Origin of the sequence: Rhizobium sp. RU20A (genome assembly GCF_900155885.1) — a bacterium.
In the GTDB taxonomy this organism is placed as follows: Bacteria; Pseudomonadota; Alphaproteobacteria; order Rhizobiales; family Rhizobiaceae; genus RU20A.
Window position 1 is genome coordinate 191,496 of sequence record NZ_FTMB01000007.1, and the last position, 21,503, is coordinate 212,998.

General features: G+C 62.5%; 19 protein-coding genes, 1 pseudogene and 1 CRISPR repeat array. Of the genes and pseudogenes, 16 read left to right on the forward strand and 4 right to left on the reverse strand.

The window, feature by feature from the left end:
• Positions 1-179: 179 nt before the first annotated feature.
• From cas3 to F3H41_RS16765, 9 genes are all read left to right on the forward strand, one after another.
• Complete coding sequence (gene cas3 / locus F3H41_RS16725) at positions 180-2,747, forward strand: CRISPR-associated helicase Cas3' (RefSeq protein WP_210246668.1); 2,568 nt, start codon at positions 180-182, stop codon at positions 2,745-2,747.
• A gap of 3 nt (positions 2,748-2,750) precedes the next feature.
• Positions 2,751-4,358 (forward strand): CRISPR-associated protein Cse1, encoded by a 1,608-nt coding sequence (locus F3H41_RS16730; RefSeq protein WP_149739820.1) that lies wholly within the window; start codon positions 2,751-2,753, stop codon positions 4,356-4,358.
• Positions 4,351-4,902, forward strand: coding sequence for a hypothetical protein (locus F3H41_RS16735; protein ID WP_149739821.1), 552 nt, complete (start codon positions 4,351-4,353; stop codon positions 4,900-4,902). The genes F3H41_RS16730 and F3H41_RS16735 overlap by 8 nt, the downstream gene beginning before the upstream one ends.
• Positions 4,899-6,026 (forward strand): type I-E CRISPR-associated protein Cas7/Cse4/CasC, encoded by a 1,128-nt coding sequence (gene cas7e / locus F3H41_RS16740; protein ID WP_149739822.1) that lies wholly within the window; start codon positions 4,899-4,901, stop codon positions 6,024-6,026. Before F3H41_RS16735 ends, cas7e begins: the two co-directional genes overlap by 4 nt.
• Positions 6,019-6,828 (forward strand): type I-E CRISPR-associated protein Cas5/CasD, encoded by an 810-nt coding sequence (cas5e, locus tag F3H41_RS16745; RefSeq protein ID WP_149739823.1) that lies wholly within the window; start codon positions 6,019-6,021, stop codon positions 6,826-6,828. Before cas7e ends, cas5e begins: the two co-directional genes overlap by 8 nt.
• On the forward strand, positions 6,825-7,643 hold the full coding sequence (locus tag F3H41_RS16750) for a type I-E CRISPR-associated protein Cas6/Cse3/CasE (RefSeq protein ID WP_149739824.1): 819 nt from the start codon (positions 6,825-6,827) through the stop codon (positions 7,641-7,643). The genes cas5e and F3H41_RS16750 overlap by 4 nt, the downstream gene beginning before the upstream one ends.
• Position 7,644: 1 nt before the next feature.
• The gene (gene cas1e / locus F3H41_RS16755; RefSeq protein WP_149739825.1) at positions 7,645-8,625 is read left to right on the forward strand and encodes a type I-E CRISPR-associated endonuclease Cas1e; all 981 of its coding nucleotides are present in this window, start codon (positions 7,645-7,647) and stop codon (positions 8,623-8,625) included.
• Positions 8,625-8,942, forward strand: a complete 318-nt coding sequence (gene cas2e, locus F3H41_RS16760; RefSeq protein WP_149739826.1) for a type I-E CRISPR-associated endoribonuclease Cas2e — start codon at positions 8,625-8,627, stop codon at positions 8,940-8,942. The genes cas1e and cas2e overlap by 1 nt, the downstream gene beginning before the upstream one ends.
• Before the next feature lie 44 nt (positions 8,943-8,986).
• A CRISPR array of direct repeats spans positions 8,987-10,357; the repeat unit is 29 nt; unit sequence GGATCCCCCACAGGCGTGGGGATAGACCC.
• 16 nt (positions 10,358-10,373) lie between these two features.
• A complete protein-coding gene (locus tag F3H41_RS16765) occupies positions 10,374-10,628 on the forward strand; it encodes a hypothetical protein (RefSeq protein WP_210246669.1) in 255 nt (84 codons plus the stop codon).
• Between the two features lie 87 nt (positions 10,629-10,715).
• Here the strand turns inward: F3H41_RS16765 and F3H41_RS16770 are convergent, their stop codons facing one another.
• Both F3H41_RS16770 and F3H41_RS16775 read right to left on the reverse strand, forming a co-directional pair.
• Positions 10,716-11,609 carry a hypothetical protein gene (locus tag F3H41_RS16770; RefSeq protein ID WP_149739827.1) on the reverse strand — a complete coding sequence of 298 codons (894 nt, stop codon included), beginning with the start codon at positions 11,607-11,609 and terminating at the stop codon, positions 10,716-10,718.
• Positions 11,610-12,335: 726 nt separating this feature from the next.
• Positions 12,336-13,562 carry a hypothetical protein gene (locus F3H41_RS16775; protein WP_149739828.1) on the reverse strand — a complete coding sequence of 409 codons (1,227 nt, stop codon included), beginning with the start codon at positions 13,560-13,562 and terminating at the stop codon, positions 12,336-12,338.
• A 175-nt stretch (positions 13,563-13,737) separates the two neighbouring features.
• Between F3H41_RS16775 and F3H41_RS16780 the strand changes: the two genes are divergently transcribed.
• The 7 genes from F3H41_RS16780 to istB all read left to right on the forward strand — a co-directional run bounded on the left by F3H41_RS16780 (position 13,738) and on the right by istB (position 19,971).
• A complete protein-coding gene (locus F3H41_RS16780; RefSeq protein ID WP_149739829.1) occupies positions 13,738-14,115 on the forward strand; it encodes a hypothetical protein in 378 nt (125 codons plus the stop codon).
• A 227-nt stretch (positions 14,116-14,342) separates the two neighbouring features.
• On the forward strand, positions 14,343-14,786 hold the full coding sequence (locus F3H41_RS16785; protein WP_149739830.1) for a hypothetical protein: 444 nt from the start codon (positions 14,343-14,345) through the stop codon (positions 14,784-14,786).
• An 842-nt stretch (positions 14,787-15,628) separates the two neighbouring features.
• On the forward strand, positions 15,629-16,075 hold the full coding sequence (locus F3H41_RS16790; protein WP_149739831.1) for a DUF2293 domain-containing protein: 447 nt from the start codon (positions 15,629-15,631) through the stop codon (positions 16,073-16,075).
• A complete protein-coding gene (locus F3H41_RS16795; RefSeq protein ID WP_149739832.1) occupies positions 16,072-16,833 on the forward strand; it encodes a hypothetical protein in 762 nt (253 codons plus the stop codon). Before F3H41_RS16790 ends, F3H41_RS16795 begins: the two co-directional genes overlap by 4 nt.
• Positions 16,834-16,859: 26 nt before the next feature.
• Complete coding sequence (locus F3H41_RS16800; protein ID WP_149739833.1) at positions 16,860-17,450, forward strand: hypothetical protein; 591 nt, start codon at positions 16,860-16,862, stop codon at positions 17,448-17,450.
• Between the two features lie 192 nt (positions 17,451-17,642).
• The gene (gene istA / locus F3H41_RS16805; protein WP_149739834.1) at positions 17,643-19,169 is read left to right on the forward strand and encodes an IS21 family transposase; all 1,527 of its coding nucleotides are present in this window, start codon (positions 17,643-17,645) and stop codon (positions 19,167-19,169) included.
• Positions 19,159-19,971, forward strand: a complete 813-nt coding sequence (gene istB, locus F3H41_RS16810) for an IS21-like element helper ATPase IstB (protein ID WP_149739835.1) — start codon at positions 19,159-19,161, stop codon at positions 19,969-19,971. Before istA ends, istB begins: the two co-directional genes overlap by 11 nt.
• Before the next feature lie 54 nt (positions 19,972-20,025).
• Here istB and F3H41_RS16815 read toward each other — a convergent pair.
• Together F3H41_RS16815 and F3H41_RS16820 are read right to left on the reverse strand one after the other, a co-directional pair.
• A pseudogene (locus tag F3H41_RS16815) lies at positions 20,026-20,211 on the reverse strand (transposase); the annotation flags it as partial.
• A 79-nt stretch (positions 20,212-20,290) separates the two neighbouring features.
• Positions 20,291-20,836, reverse strand: a complete 546-nt coding sequence (locus F3H41_RS16820; RefSeq protein WP_188129507.1) for an NYN domain-containing protein — start codon at positions 20,834-20,836, stop codon at positions 20,291-20,293.
• Positions 20,837-21,503: the final 667 nt, after the last annotated feature.

Sequence of the window (21,503 nt, forward strand, 5' to 3'; positions counted from 1 at the left end):
GCCAACAGTGGACCTCAGCTTTGCGTTTCAGTCGACTGTGTAATCTGTCCCGCATTTTAGCCTGATGCAGGCCCGCAGTTTTAAAAAGGCACACAAAATTATACCTATAAAAGCGGCTTTAAAGTTGCGAATCAGCAGCAAATAATTCTCCTTGGTTGCAGCAGACGAGGGGAGAGTCGTTGTCGGCAGTACTAACGTTACCCTGGGGCAAACTGGGGGAGAATGGCAGCCACCATCTGGCGCATCACTGTGCCGATGTCGCAGCCTGTTTCGACACGCTCAGCGGGCTGCCAGTGGTGCGGCGGCGGCTGGAAACGGCGGCCGGGCGGGCCTTGACGGAACAGGATGTGGCGCGGCTGGCGATGGTCGTTTTCCTGCATGATTGCGGTAAACTGCATCCGGGCTTTCAGGTCCGCGCCCTGCCGCCGGGCGCCGGCTGGCCGGGCATTTGTCCGCGCGGGCACGTGGCGGAAGGCGCTGCACTTTTTGACGGCGTTGCCGACTGGGCTTATGCCAAGGCGCTGCATGTTTCCGCGCTCAAGGCCTGGGGCGTCGCCCCGGGCCTGCGGCAGGCAGCATTTGCCCATCACGGTCGTCCCTTCACCTTCACCGGTAGGGACCGAGAGGGATGGGCGAGCGTGGCGGCGGCGGGCTACGATCCACTTGCAGCGGCACAGGCCCTGGGCGGGTTGATGCGAGGCTGGTTTGACGCGGCCTTCGCGCCCGGCGGCGACCCGCTGCCGTCGGCGCCATCCTTCCAGCATCTATTCTGCGGGCTCGTGTCGCTGGCCGATTGGCTGGGCTCGACGGAAGCGGTTTTTCCCTACGTGGCCGAGGCGGATGCGGCCTATATGGATCATGCCCGCCATCAGGCGGCGCTGGCCGTGGCGGACATTGGCCTCGATGCCAGCCGGTTTCGCGCCGCCATGGCCGGGAAAGTGTGTTTCGAGACGGTTTCCGGCGGACATCCCCCGCGCCCGGCTCAGACGGTGACCGCGGCATGGCCGCTCGACGATCCGCTTCTCATTCTGGAAGCCGAGACGGGCTCGGGAAAGACGGAGGCTGCGCTCTATCGCTTCGCGCAGCTTTTCGAGGCCGGGCTGGTGGACAGTCTCTATTTCGCGCTGCCGACCCGGGCCGCAGCCCGGCAGATCCATCAACGGGTGAATGATGCGCTCGTTCGCCTGATGGGCGCCGGGGCGCCGGAGGCGGCGCTGGCCGTACCGGGCTATCTCAAGGCCGGCACGGTTTCAGGCCAGCGCCTGCCGGGCTTTCGCGTGCTGTGGGACGACGATCCCGACGAGCCCCTACGCCTTGCGCGCTGGGCGGCGGAAAGCGGGCGGCGTATGCTGGCGGCGACCGTGGCGGTCGGCACGGTGGACCAGGCCATGCTCGCGGCGCTGCAGGTGAAACACGCGCATCTGCGCGCGGCCGCCCTGTCGCGGGCACTGCTGGTGATCGACGAGGTTCATGCGTCCGACGCCTATATGACAAACATCCAGAGCCATCTTCTCAATCTTCACCTGTCGCGCGGCGGGCACGCCATGCTGATGTCTGCGACGCTGGCGGCGGAAGCGCGGGCGCTCTGGCTCGGCACCGACCGCCGCACCCGGCGCGCGCCGGACTTCGACACCGCCGTCGCCGCGCCCTACCCGGCCGTCTGGGGGCACAAGGGCGGGGTCAGGAGCGTCGGGACGGCCGACCAGCGGCAAAAAGATGTGGCGATGACGCTCGTCGCCGGGTGGTCCGGCGCCGAAGCGGCCATCCCTGCGGTCGCCGCAGCACGGGCGGGCGCCAAGGTGCTCGTGATCCGCAACACGGTGCGCGCTGCGCTCGAGACATTCGATGCGATCGAAACGCTCGGTGCCGGGGATCGGCTGCTGCAAGTGGCGGATGGCCCGGCGCTGCACCATTCGCGCTTTGCCGCCGAGGATCGCGCGCTGCTGGACGCGGCGGTCGAGGCGGCGCTCAGTCCCAAAGAGATGTATCGCCCGGTCGGCGGGTCGATCGTGGTGGGAACCCAGACACTCGAACAGAGCCTGGATATCGATGCGGATCTCCTCATCACCGACCTCTGCCCGGTGGATGTGCTGCTCCAACGCATCGGCCGCCTGCATCGGCATGTGCTGCCGCGCCCGGCGGGTTTCGAGGTGGCGCGCTGCATGGTCCTGACGCCGGAGGGCGGGCTGGACCGGCTGACGGCACCATCCTTCGACAACGGGCTCGGGGCCTTTCGCGACGGCGGCGGGGTCTATCGCAACCTGCATGCGGCGGAACTGACGCGGCGGCTCGTTCTGTCCCATCCTGCCTGGGCGATCCCCGACATGAACCGGCTGCTGGTGGAAAGCGCGCTGCATAACGACAGGCTGGATGCGCTGGACGCCGAGCTGGGAGGCCGCTGGCCCGCCTACCGCAGTACGGAGTATGGCCGCGACATCGCGGATGCCCAGGGGGCCAGGCATGTGCGGCTTCCCGTCACGGATGACTTCATGGAGCTAAAACCTTTCGCCGACGAGGAGATGACGGTCCGTACCCGTCTCGGCGCGGAAGGGGCGCTAATCACCTTCACCCTCCCGGTCACCGGCCCCTTCGGCGCCCCCGTCACCGGCATCACCCTGCCCGCCCACTGGGGAGGCGTGTTTTCGAAAGACCCGGTGCCGGCGGAGAGCGACGGCGAGACGGTACGGTTTTCGGTGATGGAGGCGGGGTTTGTGTATGGGCGGCGTGGGCTGGAACGGGCGGGATAAAGGATGACCGGGACAAAAGATACGAATCTCCTCAGCGATCCCCTCCTCACCATCTCTCCACCGGCGCGGCTGACCCTGCCAGGGGTGCTCGCGGCGCTGGCGCGTGACGGGGTCGATGGGTTTGTGGCGCTGCGGCCGCATCAGGCGGCGAGCTGGCATATGTTTCTGGTGCAGCTTGCGGGCCTTGCCCTTCACCGGGCCGGGCGTAGCGACATTCCCGAGAACGAGGCGGACTGGGCGGCGCTGCTGCGCGGGCTGACGCCGGGCTTTGCGCGCGACGAGCCGTGGTGCCTCGTTGTCGAGGATACATCGAAGCCGGCCTTTCTTCAGCCGGCCATTCCCGAGGGCGTGACGCTTGCCAATCCGGTGGAGACGGCCGACGGGCTCGACCTCCTGATCACCTCGCGCAATCACGATCTGAAGCAGATGATCGCCCGCGCGGGTGCCGCCGAAGACTGGATCTATGCGCTCGTCTCGCTGCAAACGGGCGAAGGCTATGGCGGGGCGGGTAATCAAGGTGTCGTGCGGATGAACGGCGGCTCTTCTTCCCGGGCGATGGTCACGCTGGCGCCGCTGTCGCCCGGTAAAGGCAGGGCGATGCGGGTGAGGCCCGGAGCATGGTTTCGCCGCGACCTGCGGGTGCTGCTGGAGACGCGCGACCGGGTTCTGGATGAAACAAGCCTGCCCTATGCCGATGACGGGATCGGGCTGACATGGCTGGAGCCTTGGCCGGAGGGCGCGCAACTGACGCTTCAACAGCTCGACATCTGGTTCATCGAAGTGTGCCGGCGCGTGCGGCTCGATATCCGTGATGGCCGCCTCCGCGCGACCAAGGGCACCTCGCGCGAGACGCGGATCGCGGCCAAGATGAACAAGGGCAATCTGGAGGACCCCTGGGCACCGGCGCACACGACCGAAGGCAAGAGCCTGACAATCGGCGACGAGGGCGATTTCGATTACGAGATGCTGACGCGGCTGTTGTTTTCCGGCGAGTGGACGCTGCCGCTTCTGGCGCGGCGCGCCCGTTTCGAGGGGGCGGATACGCCGCTGGCGATAGTGGCGCAGGCGCTGGCGCGCGGCAATTCCAAGACCGGCGGCTACCGCTCCCGCATTGTCCCCATCGAGGGGCGGCGGCTCACCGCCGAATGGGGCGATGCCGTCTCCCAGGAAACGCTTCGCCGTCTTGCGCAGGAGCAGGTCGCGACGATCCGCTCGTTTGACAAGGCGCTCGGCTATGCGCTGGTGCTTGCGGCCGCCTCCGGCGAGGCCGAACGCATCAGTCGCGACAGCTACAGACTGACGCGCGCGGCGCGCAACCAGTTGGGACGCTTTGCCGATACGATTTTCTTCGACCATCTCTGGCGACGCTTCGCGGCGGAGGCACAGGACGAGGCGGCGCGGACGGCAGCAAAGACCGCCTTTGCCAGGGAGCTCTGGGCAAGCACGCAGGCACTCTTCGAGCAGTCGCTGCCCGATATGCCCTGCCATTCCCTTTACCGGCACCGCGCCGACGTCAGGGCGCGCCGCGCCCTCCTGTCCCGGGAGCTGCGGGAAGGTTACCCGCACCTGTTTGAACGTCAGGACCAGAAGGAGGTGGCCGATCATGGCTGAAACGTCCCAAGCAACGGATGAGGACCGCACGGATGCGAGCCCGAAGACGACGACCGCCGCTCTTGTCGGCGCCCTGATGCGGCTTGACCCCGGCTCGGTTGCGCGTCTGCGCCGCATGGACCCGCTGGGGCCCGGCGAGATCGCCTTCTGGCAATTGGCGACGGAAAAGCAGCATCCCGTGTCAGGCGATGCCCGCGGCATACAGTTCGTGAAGATCCTCGCGCTCCTGACGCCGCGCGGCGAGGTGCGCTCGCGCGCGCCCTTTCACAGGCTCGACCAGCCGCTCGGCAAGGTGCTTGCCGAGGCCGGCTTTTCGGAAAAGCGGCTGGCCAGCTTCATGGCCCTGCCCTTCGACTGGCGTGGCGAGGCGCTGGAACGCATCGCCCGCTTCCTGTTCGCCAACATGAGCAACGGCGTGAACTGCGACGACATCCGTAACCTCCTGTTGATCGACGATGTCTGGCCGCTGCGCCGCCTTGCCAACACCTATTACGACGCATTCGATCGCGCCGCCTATGCCGCGAAAAAGGGAGAGACAAAATGACCACGCCCCGTTTCCTGCAGATCCACACGCTTCATGCCTATACGGCGGCGCTGCTCAACCGTGACGATACGGGGCAGGCCAAGCGGCTCGTCTATGGCGGCACGACGCGCACGCGCATTTCCTCGCAGAGCCTGAAGCGGCACTGGCGCCTGGCCGAGAAGGACCCGCATTCCCTGCAGACGCTCGCCGGCTATGTCGACAGTTTCCGCTCGCGCGAACTGGTGACGGAAAAGGTGATCCGCCCCTTGCGCGGCCGGTATGCCGACGAGATCGTAAATGCGCTGGAGCCGGCCTTCCAGCGGCTCGTCTATGGCAAGAGCGGCGACAAGGGCAAGCAGAGCCGGCAGACCCTGCTGCTCGGCGCACCCGAGCTTGCCTTCCTCGCAGCCGGCGCCGAGGCGATCGCGGCCGCGGCCGGCGATGCGAAGGCGGCCGAGAAGGCCGTGGACGAGTGGGCTAAGGACAAGACCTTCAAGGCTATGAGCGAAAACAGCAAGCTGCCGGGCGGCCTGACGGCGGCCCTCTTCGGCCGCATGGTGACCTCCGATCCCGAGGCAAATATCGATGCGCCCGTGCATGTCGCCCATGCCTTCACCGTGCATCCGGCCGAAAGCGAGGACGATTACTTCACCGCCGTCGACGACCTGAAGCGCGAGGAAGACGCCAACGGCGCCGACACGATCCAGGAGACGGAGCTGACCTCCGGCCTCTATTACGGCTATGTCGTGATCGACCTGCCCGGCCTGATTCAGAACTGCGGCGAGGATCGCGAGTTGGCTGGTCGCGTCGTGCACAACCTGCTTTACCTGATCGCGGAAGTTTCGCCCGGCGCCAAGCTCGGCTCGACCGCGCCCTATGGCCGTGCCGAACTCCTGCTGGTGGAGGCCGGCGACCGGCAGCCGCGTTCGCTGGCGGCTGCCTTTCGGGAGGCCCTGCCCCACAGCTTTCCGGTGGCGCTCAATGCTCTCGCCGCACAGCTCAAAGCCTTCGACCAGGCCTATGCCACCGGCGAGGACCGGCAACATCTCTGCACCCGGGGCGCCCTGCCCGACATGACCCCGGCGTCGCTCGCCGATCTCGCGACTTGGGCTGCGAAGACCGTGAAGGATGCCCCCGATGCCTGATCGCCGCTGGCTGATCCTCGAGATCGAAGCGCCGCTGATCGCCTTCGGCGGCGTGGCGATCGACCATGTGGGCGTGACCCGCGACTTTCCGGCCGCCTCCATGCTGACCGGCTTGTTCGCCAATGCGCTCGGCTGGCAGCGCACCGACTGCGACAGGCATCAGGCGCTGCAGGACCGGCTGATCTTCGCGGCGCGTCTCGACCGGGAGAGCCCCACCGGACTTCTGACGGACATGCAGAATGCGCAGCTCGACAAGAAGGATCGCGGCTGGACGACCTGGGGCATCGTCGAGGGGCGCGACGGGGCGAGCTACGGCGCGCCGCACCGCCGCCGGCGCGACTACCATATGGATGCGCGCGTGGTCATGGCCGTGACCCTTGCGCCGCCCGCAGGCGACCACGGCGAAGGTGCCACTCCCGACCTCGACACCCTGGCCACCGCGCTCCACCGGCCGGCCCGGCCCCTGTTCATCGGCCGCAAGACCTGCCTGCCCTCGCGTCCGCTGCTGCCGGCGCGGCGGGAAGACTGGTTCGTCGAGGCCCCGGATGCCTATGAGGCGCTCGCACGCGTGCCCTGGCCCGCCTCGCCTGCGATCCGGGTATCATCGAAACGGACCGCTGCGGCTTCAGAAACGCCCGCGCCGCTACGCGCCTTCTGGCCGCTCGGCGAAGGGCCGGACGATGGCGCGGCCGTCCACCACATTCACGACCTGCCGGATCTGCGCAACTGGCGCTCCGGCCTGCATGGCGGGGCGCGCCCCGTTGTCGAGGGCGTGGTGATGGCCGGAGGGCCGGCCGTATGAGCGAGGAGACCAAGCCCCCCCTCACCCTGATCAGCCTTCCCGTCGATCTCCAGAGCCTGCGCCGTCTGGCGGCCTTGCGGGGCACCGGCGATGATGAGGGTCGCGCGCTGCACCACCTTCTCAGCGAGGCCTTCGGCAAGGGCGCGCTGCAACCCTTCCGCCTGATGCCGGCGCCCGGCGCCCGCAACGCGACGCTCTATGCCTACAGCACAGCGACGGAGGACGCGCTTCGCGAGGCGCTGGACATTGCCGCGCCCGAACTCTTGCAGGCGCTTGGCACCGCGCATCTGGCGCTGCGCACCATGCCGGAGACCTGGCGGGAGGGCCGGCGGCTGGCCTTCGACCTGCGCGCGCGGCCCATGCGCCGTCTCTTGAAGCCGCTGGAAGGATGGAGCCGGGAGGAGCATCGACTGCATCTCAAGGGCAAGGCGGTAAGTGGCGCCATGCGCAAGGGGGCCGAGGTCGACGCCTTCCTCGTGGCGCGGCTGCGCCGCTTTCCGGACGGGATGCCCGATGATCCCGAGGACGATGGCCTTTCCCGCGAGGCGGTCTATCGCGACTGGCTGGCGGAGCGCCTGTCGGGCGCCGCAACGCTCGATGTCGCCCGCACCCGCATGGTCGGTTTTGCCCGCGTGCGCACCCGCAGGCACGATCAGGAGGGCGGCGAAGCCAGTTCCGAAGGGCCGGATGCAACCTTCCACGGCGAACTGACGGTCACCGACGGCGCGGCTTTCTCACGGCTGCTGGCGCGCGGCGTGGGACGGCACACCGCCTATGGCTACGGCATGCTGCTGCTGCGACCCGGGAGCGCCTGACATGCTGGTCGGCCGTCTCGGCCTGGAAAAGGCGCGCATTCCCCACACCGACCGGCACGGTCTCGTCTGGCTCGACCGCGGGCGGCTGGAGGTGGAGGACGGGTGCCTGCGCTTCGTGACGGCCGGAGGCGGAGAGCTTGCGCCCGGCAACTACCAGATCCCGCATCAGGGCCTGTCGATCATCCTTCTCGGCCCGGGCTCCAGCGTCACGCATGATGCTCTGAGGCTTCTTGCCCGGCATGGCTGCGCGCTGGCGGCGATCGGCGAAGGGGCGGTGCGCTTCTACACCGCCCCGCCGCTGATGCCGGACACCTCCGCTCTGGCGCGCGAACAGGTTCGCCGCTGGGCCGACCCGAAAGCCCGCATGGAGGTGGCGCGCGCCATGTATGCGATCCGCTTCGACGAGATCGTGCGCACCCGCGACATCGAGGTGCTGCGCGGCCAGGAGGGCGCCCGCATCAAGCGCAGCTACCAGCTCGCCGCCGAGCGGCACGGCGTGCCCTGGAAGGGCCGAAACTACGACCGGACCAACCCGAATGCCGGCGATCTTCCCAACCAGGCGATCAACCACGCGGCCAGCGCCATGCGCGCCGCCGCTGCCGTGGCCGTCGCCAGCACCGCCACCATTCCGCAACTCGGCTTCGTGCACGAGGATTCCGGCCAGTCCTTCGTGCTCGATGTCGCCGATCTCTATCGGCACGACGTGACACTCGACATCGCCTTCGGCGCCGCCAGGGAAGCAGTGAAGACGGGGGAGCCCGTGGAGCGCCTGACGCGCCGGCGCGCGGCCCGGCTCTTTCGCCAGCAGGATGTCATCGCCTCCATGATCGACCGGATCAAGCGCCTGGTGGGTCCGGACGCGGAAGAGGACGACACCCAAGGCGCTTCGAGCGCTGGACGCGCCGCCGGCAGCCGAAGCGTGAGGACGAAGCAAGCCAGCGACGAGGACCCCGACACCGCAGGATCGGAGGATATCGACTGATGCCGATGGTGGTCATCCTGACGCGCGACGTGGAGGACCGCTATCGCGGCTTTCTCGGCTCGGCCATGCTGGAGCTTTCCGCCGGCGTCTATGCCCATCCGCGCATGAGCGCCGGAGTGCGCGGCCGTATCTGGTCCGTGCTCTCAGACTGGCACGGCCAGTTCCAGCGCGGCAGCATCGTGATGACTTACGCCGACAGCGCCGCCAATGGCGGCCTCGGTCTCTCAACCCTCGGCGAACCACCCCGGCAGATCGTGCCCCACGACGCCATGCTCCTCGTCCGCCGCCCCCTTGCCAACGGTGACACCAACCGTTGACCGCTCTTTGACATCGCAGAGTTTTCAGCTATTTAAGAGGCAGAGGATCCCCCACAGGCGTGGGGATAGACCCGAATCCGACACCGAGACTCAGCGTGCTGAAATGGATCCCCCACAGGCGTGGGGATAGACCCCCGAGAGGTGAAACATGATCGGCATTTCGATTGGATCCCCCACAGGCGTGGGGATAGACCCACGTACCCACGACGCGTTGGCAAGGGCGCTGCGGATCCCCCACAGGCGTGGGGATAGACCCAGCCCGACCCTGTCGCGATTGCCGGTGCTCAGGGATCCCCCACAGGCGTGGGGATAGACCCGAGCACGGCGAGTACCGCACCAACCTCCGCCTGGATCCCCCACAGGCGTGGGGATAGACCCGTGTGGACCTCGCTCAAGACGGCCGGCGCTTCGGATCCCCCACAGGCGTGGGGATAGACCCCATATTCGCAAGACCACCACCCTACGCTGGGAGGATCCCCCACAGGCGTGGGGATAGACCTTATCGATATGCGCTTGGGTGCGTGTTTAGTATGGATCCCCCACAGGCGTGGGGATAGACCCCCGCGGCTCGTTTTCATAGATGGTTGCCAGAAGGATCCCCCACAGGCGTGGGGATAGACCCGAGCATCGGAGAAGTCTGGCTTCATTGAGCGCGGATCCCCCACAGGCGTGGGGATAGACCCTCGCGAGGGGCTGCTGCCTACGCGGCGGATATGGATCCCCCACAGGCGTGGGGATAGACCCCTGGAGAAATGACATGGTGAAACTGGTCATGAGGATCCCCCACAGGCGTGGGGATAGACCCGCCCGGCGCTACTACCACGGCGCACAGTGGACGGATCCCCCACAGGCGTGGGGATAGACCCGCGGCCGGGCGTGCCATATGTGCGACCTCTCGGGATCCCCCACAGGCGTGGGGATAGACCCGCCCAGCGCCAGCTCCTCGCCCTCTATTGCCCGGATCCCCCACAGGCGTGGGGATAGACCCCAGCGGGCCGAGCATCGTTACCTCATCTTCCGGGATCCCCCACAGGCGTGGGGATAGACCCTGCACGCCGGCTGACAGGCTTGTCCCGCAGCGGGATCCCCCACAGGCGTGGGGATAGACCCCATCTCCGGCCGCAGCGTGCTTCGGCCAACCTGGATCCCCCACAGGCGTGGGGATAGACCCCTCCAATAATCGAGCGTTCCGCGCTCTTCGCCGGATCCCCCACAGGCGTGGGGATAGACCCATGAAGCCATGCTTCACGCACCACGAGGCGTAGGATCCCCCACAGGCGTGGGGATAGACCCTCCTGGGAGGCATTGTCGCTGATGTTGGGAATGGATCCCCCACAGGCGTGGGGATAGACTCCTTTCTGAGCACCTGCGCTTCCGTGGTCCGTAGGATCCCCCACAGGCGTGGGGATAGACCCGCCACGGGTGCAGGAAATGCTGGCGCCCGTCGGCGACTACAACCCCGACTGGGCCATCTCGTTCCGGCAAGGATCGGTCCACCACATCTACTTCGTGGCGGAGACGAAAGGCACCTTGTCGTCCCTCAAGCTGCGCGATCTCGAAAACAAGAAAATCGAATGTGCACGGCGCTTCTTCGAGAAGATCAGGAGTTTCGCCGCCGCCGACAAGGTCAGCTACGACGTCGTCACCGATTACGCAAGACTGATGGATGTCGTAAGGCGGGCATGAAAGAACTCCGATGGGGTCGATGGGACACGCGCGGCGCAGGCATCTGAGATAACGTACACAGATGGAAATGCGCCGCGCTCGGCCTGGTCAGCCAGGCGAATGTTCGACCTTCAGCATTTCCAGCCGAAACTGGTCCATATCAGCGCTTTCGATGAATGACCGGAGAACAGTAAACTCACCGCCAAGCTGTCGCCGGAGAAAGTCAGCGGCGGAAACGGCTGCTTGCGTCGGCGACAAAGCGCCTGCTTCACGGCTCGCCGCACCCCCGCCAGGCTCCGCCGTCGTCTTGTCGCCTGTGACCTTGCTTGGTGTCGTCTGACTTGGGACGGTCGAAGACGAGTTGCCGCAATGATCGGAAGGCACCGGCGTCCGCAATTTCTCCTGCGCCTCCGTTCGCTCGTCGGCTTCACGTTCAGTTGCAACACCACCCGTTGACCCGCCGCCCCTCGCCCTTCGGATCCGCGTCTCAACTTCCTTCTTCGTCGGCACCGCACCCGCGTTGATTTCGTCAACCACCGCGGTTCGGACTGCGTCCGGCGTTGCCTTGGCCGCGAGCTTGTAAACCGTGGCAGGCGGCAGGATCTCGACGACTTTCGGGGCGGCGGCGAACTTCTCGGCGACGTTGATGTAGTTCCAGGCCGTCGACTTCGACATGTCGAACTCCAGCTTCAGCCACCGATCGAACTGGCCAGGAAGGCTGTCCTTGATCTGGATCAGTTCAAGGCCGGTCTGAATGATGCCGGCACGGACAGTTGCCTCGCGCGCCTTGATGCGGGCGGCCGTTGCCTTCAGATCGGCGGCCGTGTCAGGATTCAACGAAAGGTAAAAGGCTTCGCATTCGCGGGCCGCCAGCGAGACGTGCGGCACAGTGATCTCGACCCTCGGGCACGTCGGGCCTTCATCAGAAGCGACCATTGAAAAATCGAAAGCTGCGAGCGCGCGATCAACCGCGAGCATGACTTCAAAATCGACTGGGTTCATTTCGTCCTCCTGGTTCTGTCCATCCGTTAGACAGGGACGAAGCGGCACCATGACGCTGTCCCTGCTGCAGGGACGTCCCATTGCTCACACGCCAACATGAATATCAACAGCCCCGCCGTAGATTTCCTCCAAGTCATTGATTCGTTACCGCAGGATTGTTCAGCGCGTTCCGGGCGCGGCGCCTGTGAAAGGCGTCTCCAGTCTTGCGGCAGGCGCCAGGCGCTGCTCGACACACGTCCTGTGCAGGTTTTTCCCGAACGCCATCGACGCGGCGGCGGCAGCAACTCGCTTATTTCCCGGCCCTGCGTCCAGGTCGTGCCTTGTCCGCCTGATAACTTGCTTCTTACGCGCTTCCTCCCCTACCTGCCCCTCTTCCCCTACACACTGCTACAACTGACAATACCCAGAAGCGATCGGAAGCCAGCGGTAGCCGGCGCCGCCAACCACGACCTGTCCCTACCCACTGCCAGCGACCACAAGCCATAAGCAGCAAGCGATGGGCCAGCGCTTTAAAGCTGTTGCGGCCAGCAGCAAGCAATGGGCCAGCGCTTTAAAGCTGTTGCAGCCGGCAGCAAGCACGAGCAACTTGTCGCTACACCAGGCAAGGTCTGCAAAGTGGTGGTCCATTGCTTGCAACAGCTTTAAAGCTGTTGCAACATCGGCTCCTCCTCCGATGGCTCCTCATGCTTGTGGCATCCCCGGACATAGACAGGTCGCGGCCGCCGCTTACCGTTTCATCTCAGCCTCTATCCGCCTCTGCAGGCCGGCAAGAGCACGCTCGACGGCCCGCGCCAGCTCTTGATAGGCAACCAGCCTTCCGTATGCTCCGGCGCCCGTTCTCGACCTTCCGGGTATCCCGGAGCCACGCTTCAGATGCCAGTTCCTCAACCGTGGGCGATGGAGGCGCGCCATCTCATCCCTCGCGTCCTCCCGGATCTGGACACCGAGCACACCGGCATTCAGGAAGCGCTGCCGTCCGAGATCATCAACGGCATTCCGGATCGCAGGCATGAATGTTTCCCTGGACTTGATCCTCTTCGCTGCGAACGTCGGCTTCATGAACTGGAAGAACATCTTCTGCATTCGCGTGAACCTGAAGGCGCCGAGAGCATCGAACGTCCCCAATCCAGCCTTCCGGCAACCCTCAGGGCCAAGGGAGACTTCGATCCGGATCCGCTTCTCCGCCTCGCTCAGGATCTGCTGCGTTCCCGCCTTGAGATTCTGCTTGTCGATGACCTTGTTTTGAATGCGCCAGGAGGCCAGTGGATCGTCTTTTCGTCCGACATACACTGTTGCATCGTAGAACGGCGGTCGATCGTGTCCCGGCGTCATACGGGCCATGAAATCACCTTCCGGATCGCCCTCCCGACGCGCGACGATGTAGTCGATCTTCCTGCCGCGCCTCCGGCCAGGAAAGGCCCGCGGCCACTGCTCGGGCTCCTTAAGAAAGGACGTCGTCGGAAAGAAGTGCCTGACCAGGACACCGTGGAGCCGCGCCCTTGCCTCCTCGCTTGGTCGCAGCGGATAGGCGTCAATGCACACCTCGATACCGACCACGAGCGCCGGCGCGGCAAATCCATACTCGGACCGGATATCCGTCAACACGCCCCTAAGCTGCCCGAAGTCAGGCTCCTGCACCCGCAAGCGGTAGCGCGTCGCTGTTCCACCAGGCCCGACGTCCAGCGCCTCCGGATATTCCTTCCGGCCAGTGAGCGCCTCGATCCGGTCGTTCAGGTGCCAGTGCTGCGACGGCCGGCCAAGTTCAAACTCGACATCGATCCAATCGACCACAGAAGCCCACCGGTAAGCGCCAAGCTCAATCAGCGGCCGGACAACAGTCCGGCCGAGCAAACGCCTCTGTGAGCCCCTGAGAGTCTCCTCGACGTATTCCAGCGTCACGGGATCGCGAAGCTCCCGGTCCCGATGAAGAATGACAGTGTGAGTGGCGATCATCTTTTTGTCCGGTTCGACGCGAGCCGTCACCAGGCCGCTCGTCCGGCTGTTCCACCACCGCCGGAAGAATGTCCATGGCTCGAGCGGATTTTTTTTACGTCACATCAGCATCTCCACGACGCCGTCGCTATAACAGAAGTCATGAATAAAAACGGAGGTCCGCAATGACGACTTCATGCATCTCATCGGCCGCGCAACGGCTCACGGCATCCTCTCCGGCCTGGAAAGGACGCTGCCACCCCGGCAGCCCTTAGCAAGAGGAAACGAACAGATGCAGCCAATGAATAATGAGAGACTGATGATCACCGCCGCAAACGACAATGATCCGTTCTGGAGGTATGAAGCCGGTGATGACTTCATCGCTCCGGATGCCGAGGAATGCGCGTTCATCTTCGCGCCTGAGGTAGCAGATCGTCTCGGGCTGACCTGCCGCAAGGTGTCCTACGGCTTCCTGGACTACCTGCTGGATGGGCAAGTTGCACCGGAAGACGAGGCCGCCTCGGAGCATGTCATCGCCCTTATGGACAGGCATGCCGGGCCAGGCTGGCGGTGAGGACGATCACCCCGGTCGTCAGGGTGGCCGCAGCCCGGCCGCGTGAGCGCAAGCCACGCTGAGGATGAAAAAAAATGGCTGCGGCGCCGACAATCTTCTGCATCGCGGACGAGAACGCGCTATAAAGTAAGTATAAGAAAAGGAACGAAGAAATGCACGCGATCGAAACACGCCTCCTGATCATATAGGCCCGGCTTTTCGCCGGACCTTCATTGAAGGAGACGAATATGAGTGATTTTGAGAATGTCGGTGGAAACTCGGGCTGCTATTGCTTCGACTACCCGCAGGAGATCCTTGCCAAGACCGGCACACACGGCCTGACGCTTCCGAAGCGCGAGCTTTACCTGACCCTCGCACGCGACGTCGAAAACGACGACCCGAAGAGCGCGGCGTTTTTCCGGGAGGTCGCCTCCCATTACCCCGACTGCGATTCGAAGGGTTACGAGGTCGACCGGGACAGCCAGGGGAATATGCTGATCGACTATGACGACTGGGATGAACTCACCGCCGCGCAGCAGCGGCTGCGCGGTAACCGTGGCTCAGCCATCGCTCTCCTTGACCGGCTGCGCTTCCACCTTGAGACGATGGATGACGATATCGCCCGTAAGCAGGAGGTCGACACGATCCGTCGTGCGCTCAACGAACTTGTCGAGCCCCTCTCGATGAGGTGACCGAAAGCGGGTGCGGCGGTCCTTCGCCGCACCCCTTCAGCCTGGAGCCGGCATGGCAGGTTCCGTGTGAACCAGGTGCGGCAAACAAGGCGCCGGCGCTCCGCCTGTCCTCCACTGTCGAGCGCTCCATGTATTCCGGTGATGCGAGTGGATCGGTCCAGTGACAACACGAAGCGCTCTTCCAGAGGCTCTCTTACGGCCCTCGGCCACACACGAAAGACCACTGATCGAATATGTTTTCGACGCTGGCCAGCAAGGGTTTCCGAAGATGCTCGACCTGGCGAACGCCGACAAGCGGATACACTGCCGGTTGTCCTACCGCTCCCTCCGGAAAGCTTGATATTGCTTGCGGTATCTCCCACCCTACGAGCCCTCACGAAAGTTGACAGCATCGGAAAAACAGCGATTTCCACATCAAAACGACAACTTCTTGGAAAGCTCCGACAACATTTCGTTGCCTTTGCTGGTCCGCTCGATCAATATATGTCAACGGCCTAAGCGAGAAATGTTGACGAACGGCGAGAATGACCTGAGCGTAAGTTGACAGTGTCAACGGGAACGTCAACTGGGATTGTCGCCCATAGGTTGTTCGGGCTTCACATGGGAGGTTCCGCGCCCCGGAAGTCGGTGGCGCCAAAAGGCATCCCCATCGACATTCCTCGGAAAACCTAGGACGTCGTGTCCACGACCAGGACGGCTCCATCTGTTGCGTCCGGAGCACATACGCGAAAATTATTTTCGCAAACGCCGACTTACCCACAGAAAACAGACACTTAAGCGTTTGCTTAAGTGACCATCAGTGTGATCGTTAGTGGGCTCCATGCAACACGCGGGAGCACATCATGGTCAGATACAGTTTCGAAGACGTCGCCCAGCATCTCAGGAAAGAACACCCTGGTTGCCCGGAATTCGCCGTCAACTACTTCGCGACTTCCATCAGTGAGCGGGAGTGGCGCAACGCCAGCCTCGGCATGGCTGTCGGCATCACCCTGCAGACCTATCTGCGGCATAACCTCACCGAATACGAGACCCTCCTGCTCACCGGCGTGGACCGCGAAGAAGCACTGCGCCGCGTCCAGCCGCGTGTTGCAGCAATGCTGAAGACGTGGAAGCGCAAAAAGCGAAAGAAGCGGCGCTCCAAGGCGTCGAACACGCAAGCACGACGTCCCGCAGATGCGACCCCCTCGACAGACGAGTGCCAGGACACCGGCACGCTAATCGAGCAAGACCTCCGGGATGGGCTGGTGACATCGCCCATGGACAGCCGTCATGAGGAGGACCAGCAATGAGGTCATCCCGCCCACCCCACCCGGCGCGCTGCAAACTGGTGTCCATCCTGCGGCTGCGCATGAGCGAGATGGATTTGACCGGTGCGGAACTTAGAACGCTCAGCGGCTACACGCCAGGTCCGGCCATGATGCAACTGCTCCGGGGCGACGCACCGCTACATCCACGGCATGTGCCGCGTCTTGCCGAATGCCTGGAGATCGAACCCGGGCAGCTTATGCTTCTCGCCGCGGCGTCCGCCATGAACCCGGAGGATGCCGCCCATTTTGAGGCATTGACGCCGACGGAAGAGGAGCTGCGCCTTCTACAGGCCCACAGGCGCGCCCGCGAGCGAGCCGATGATGCTGGCAGTCAATCAGGTGCACTCCCGGCACCATTGGCCCCATGGAATCTCATGGCCTGGTCGGCGAAACAGATGGCGCACTGGATACGGGCATTGTTTGGCATGCCCACCACCGAGGGCGGGCTGCTGCCGCCGGTGGTCAGTTCAGTCAACCTCCACCTTCGCTTGCTAATCCGGCTTGCACTCGACGACAGGGAGTTCGAGCCGAGCCTTCGGGATGACGTGCGGGAGGAAACGATCGAGCTACTCAAGGCCGTGGTCGCCGGAACCAGCCTCCTGCCGATCGAGATGGTTGCTGACCTGGCACCGCTCTTGAGGATGCCCCGCACGGATCTCCTGGTGCTGGCGATCGAGCAATTCCACGGGAGGGCCGGCAGCGAGGTTGTCGCAAAGATCCTTGCAGAGACGCCGAAATAGAGCCTGTCACCGGGCGGTGCAACCGGATGCCCCTGAGAAGCCGGCATACGCTCGGTCCCGTCAAACGCAGCCATTCCCCATTGCCGCCTGACCCCGCCCTCAAGGCGGCCTGGCGCCATCGATCCTGCGTCGGAAACCTGCCGCACGTGCTGCGCTCCCCTGCGCGCGCCGCAACGATCCCACGTGAGCAACGCTATAAATCAGACATCGACAACAGACGAAAAGAGACACACATGAACAACATCGATTTGCGTAACGCGATCCTCGAAGCTGCCGCCGCGGCGGGTATCGACCTTGCCTCCCCCGCCGCCAATCAGACCGGCATTGCCACCGTCCTGGCACGCGTCATCGAAGACGAGGCAAAGCTTCCGCTCGATCGCGTGGACGACGCCGCTGCCTTCCTTGGCTGCGAGGCGGACAGGCTGATGCTGCCTGCGCTGCGTCAGTTCTTCAGTGATGATGCCATCGCGCTGATCGAACGGGCGCTGCCGTCTGCGCTGACGCCGGCAGAGGAAACCTGGCTGAAGGTGATCCGTGCGGCGGCCGCTGGCGCGGTCCCGCCACCCACGCGGTTCGCCCGCAATATGGTCCGCGCGATGCTCGCCCAGAAGGACTGAGCCGCCTAGGCGCAGATGCCATCGGCGCCGCAAATCCCGGACGCTGCGCGAGGACCATCTCGCTCGTCATGTTGCGTACATGTTGATTTCCACTGAGAGCTGACCCGGCGCAGCCTGATATTTCCATTGAGAATTGACCCATGTTTCAACCGTCCCCTGCGTGTTTTCAGCGGGGGCTCTGGAGTGATCGACATGGCGTTACTGAGCGTGATCCGGCGCTGGCATTTTCGAGAGCATCTATCGATCCGGGAGATTTGCCGCAGAACCGGCTTATCCCGGAACACCATTCGCAAATATCTTTGCGCTGACGGCGTAGAGCCGAAGTTCCAGGTTCCGGAAAGACCGAGCAAGCTTGACCCCTTTGCGGATCGGTTATCGGCCTGGCTGAAGACGGAATCCAAGAAGGGCCGCAAGCAGAAGCGGACGATGAAGCAGTTGCATGCTGACTTGGTCAGCTTGGGCTACGAGGGGTCCTACAATCGCGTGGCGGCATTTGCTCGGGAATGGCGCGATGACCGACAACGGGAACTGCAGACGACCGGCCGTGGCACGTTTGTCCCCTTGGCGTTCGAGCCAGGCGAGGCCTTCCAGTTCGATTGGTCGGAAGACTGGGCGATCATCGGCAATGAACGCACCAAGCTCCAGATCGCTCACACGAAGCTGAGCTACTCCAGGGCGTTTATCGTCCGGGCCTATCTCCTGCAGACGCACGAGATGCTGTTTGATGCCCACAATCATGCCTTCCGCGTCTTCGGTGGCATTCCCGGTCGCGGCATCTACGACAACATGCGCACGGCGATCGACAAGGTCGGCCGTGGCAAGGAGCGCGACGTCAACGTCCGCTTCATGGCGATGGCCAGCCATTACGTGTTCGAGCCCGAGTTCTGCAATCCGGCGTCCGGCTGGGAGAAGGGACAGGTCGAGAAGAATGTGCAGGACGCACGGCATCGCTTCTTTCAACCCGTTCCTCGTGTTCCCTCGCTGGAGGCATTGAACGACTGGCTCGAGGTTCGATGCAAGGAGTTCTGGGCAAAGACGCCGCATGGTCAGATGCGCGGCACCATTGCCGACATTTGGGCCGAGGAAGAACCAGCTCTCATGCCCGTTTCCAGGCCGTTCGACGGGTTCGTCGAATATACGAAGCGGGTCACGCCCACCTGCCTCGTGCATCTGGAGCGCAATCGCTATAGCGTGCCTGCATCCTTCGCCAATCGTCCGGTAAGCCTTCGGGTCTATCCGGATCGTGTCGTGGTCGCCGCAGAAGGTCAGATCGTTTGTGAGCATCGTCGCATCATCGATCGTTCCCATGACCGGCCGGGGCAGACCATCTACGACTGGCGGCATTATCTGGCGGTCGTGCAGCGAAAGCCGGGAGCTCTTCGCAACGGCGCACCGTTCGTCGAGCTTCCCGAAGCCTTCCGGACCTTGCAGCAATATCTGCTCAAGAAGCCCGGCGGCGACCGCGAGATGGTCGATATCCTGGCGCTCGTTCTCCAGCACGATGAACAGGCAGTGCTCTCAGCCGTCGACATGGCGCTGAAGTCTGGCGTTCCGACCAAGACGCATGTGCTGAACCTGCTGCATCGCCTCGTCGACGGTAAATCCTTCACGCCGCCAATCCTCGACGCGCCTCAGGCACTGACGCTCACCAATGAGCCCAAGGCCAATGTCGAACGATACGATACCTTGAGAAAGACGGAGGTTCGCCATGCGTCATAACCCGGCAAGCGGCGCGATCGTCATCATATTGCGACAGTTGAAGATGCACGGCATGGCCCATGCCGTCGCCGATTTGACCGAGCAGGGATCGCCGGCGTTCGAGGCTGCCATTCCTATTCTGTCCCAGCTCCTCAAGGCGGAGATCGCGGAACGAGAGGTCCGATCGACGGCCTATCAGCTCAAAACCGCGCGCTTCCCGGCCTATCGTGATCTGAATGGCTTCGACTTCGCCAGCAGCGAGATCAACGAGGCCCTCGTGCAGCAGCTCCATCGCTGCGACTTTCTCGACGACGCCAACAACATCGTCCTGGTCGGCGGTCCCGGCACGGGCAAGACGCACATCGCTACTGCGATCGGTGTGCAGGCCATCGAGCATCACCATAAGCGGGTCCGGTTCTTCTCGACCGTGGAACTGGTCAACGCTCTGGAACAGGAGAAGGCTCAGGGTCGTCCAGGCCAGATCGCCAACCGTCTGACACACTCCGATCTCGTCATTCTCGACGAGCTTGGCTACTTGCCGTTCAGCGCCTCAGGCGGCGCACTGCTCTTCCACTTGCTGAGCAAGCTTTACGAGCACACCAGCGTCATCATCACGACCAACCTGAGCTTCAGCGAATGGGCCAGCGTCTTCGGCGACGCCAAGATGACGACCGCGCTGCTCGACCGGCTTACCCACCACTGCCACATCCTCGAAACAGGAAACGACAGCTTCCGCTTCAAAAACAGCTCAGCTCATCAGCCCAAAACAACGAAGGAGAAACGCAGGAACTTGACCCCGACCAAAAACACGAACGATACCTAAAAGCGGGTCAATTCTCGGTGGAAACACCGGGTCAGCTCTCAGTGGAAATCAACAATTATAGATCGTCTTGTGCAGACTGTATTCGCTCGGCGCGTCGCGCCATCGCAAAGCATTGCGCGAGACAAAGATGATGCCATTCAGGATTAGCCGGTCATAAACGCGCGGAACACCGTGTGACAGCGGAAAATAGGGTTCGATCCGGCGCATTTGCACCTCGAATAATAAAAGAAATTCGCTCATCGCAGCTCCATTCGTGCAATACACTGAATCAAACGAAGAGCGAAATCGCAAACTATTTAAGAGATCATGAGAATCGATATCAGCTTCTATTTTTTGAATGACCAGATCGACTAAATTTCTCCTTAAATCCACTCAAATCAACAAACTGGTCGGCCTTCCGACGAAGCTCGTCAGAAATAGATGCTAACTGACCAGTCAGAGTCGACATTACTGTTACTTTTTTCCCTTTAAGTTGCGCCGTCTGGACAAGCCTCGCCAAATCGCTATCACCCGCAATAATGATCAGATGATCCGCAGTATCAATCTGTTCGAACAAATCGCAGGCTAATTCCATTTCCATGCTTGACCTGACTCTCTTTTTTCCCGAGGGGTCGGTCAGATCTTTATAGGCTTTCGTGACCACTCGATACCCATTGTAGTCGAGCCAGTCCACCAAGGGCCGCAAACCGATGAACTCTTGATCCTCGGCGATTGCCGTGTAATAATTTGCTCGAACAAGGTAAGCTTCACTTTTAAAATACGCCAATACTTTTTGAAAATCAATCTCAAAATCTAGACTTTTAGCTACAAAGTAGAAATGTGCGCCATCAATAAAAACAATGACTTTTTCTCTATTGTCAAACATAGCACGACCTTTCAAAATCGGAATATTACAGTCCAGCATGAAGATACAGAACGTAGGTTTGCTATCGCCTCGTCTCTTGAGCAAACATATTAATGGTCGGATAAAAATTCGTTAAAGCCACGTTATGTAAATTCCTAAAATCAGCATAACCCTGCAATAAAAAATTTTTAATATTTATAATTTAAATTTAACTCCTTATGTTGGAGAGGAATATATGACAAAAATTGACATTATATTTTATCTGTGGGCAATTGGAGGTTTCCTGTTCTTATTTTGCTCCGTCGCCTTTAGTAGGGATGATGAAGTTTGCAGAGCAAAGTACATCCCAGCTTTATTGGCTATTGTATTATGGCCTTTGTCTATTTCTGCCGTTATTCTCTACATTTTTGTTAAAAAAATAAAAAATCATAATTAATAAATTATATTTCCTCGCAAAAATTGATAGTTAACATGGTTGGTTGTGTCCGCGCACATTTAACAAATGCATATTTGCCGACGGCGGGAGTCAACTGTTGTAATATTCCGAATACACGTTGCTCTTCGAGAAGCTTGCCATGTCCTGCTGGTTGAGAACCGTGTAAATCTGCGTGTTGCTGCCAATGTTGTCCTTCAGCGCTTCCAGCGAGCGCTTGGCGACGGTCTGTGGCGTGGTCGCCCACTTCACCAC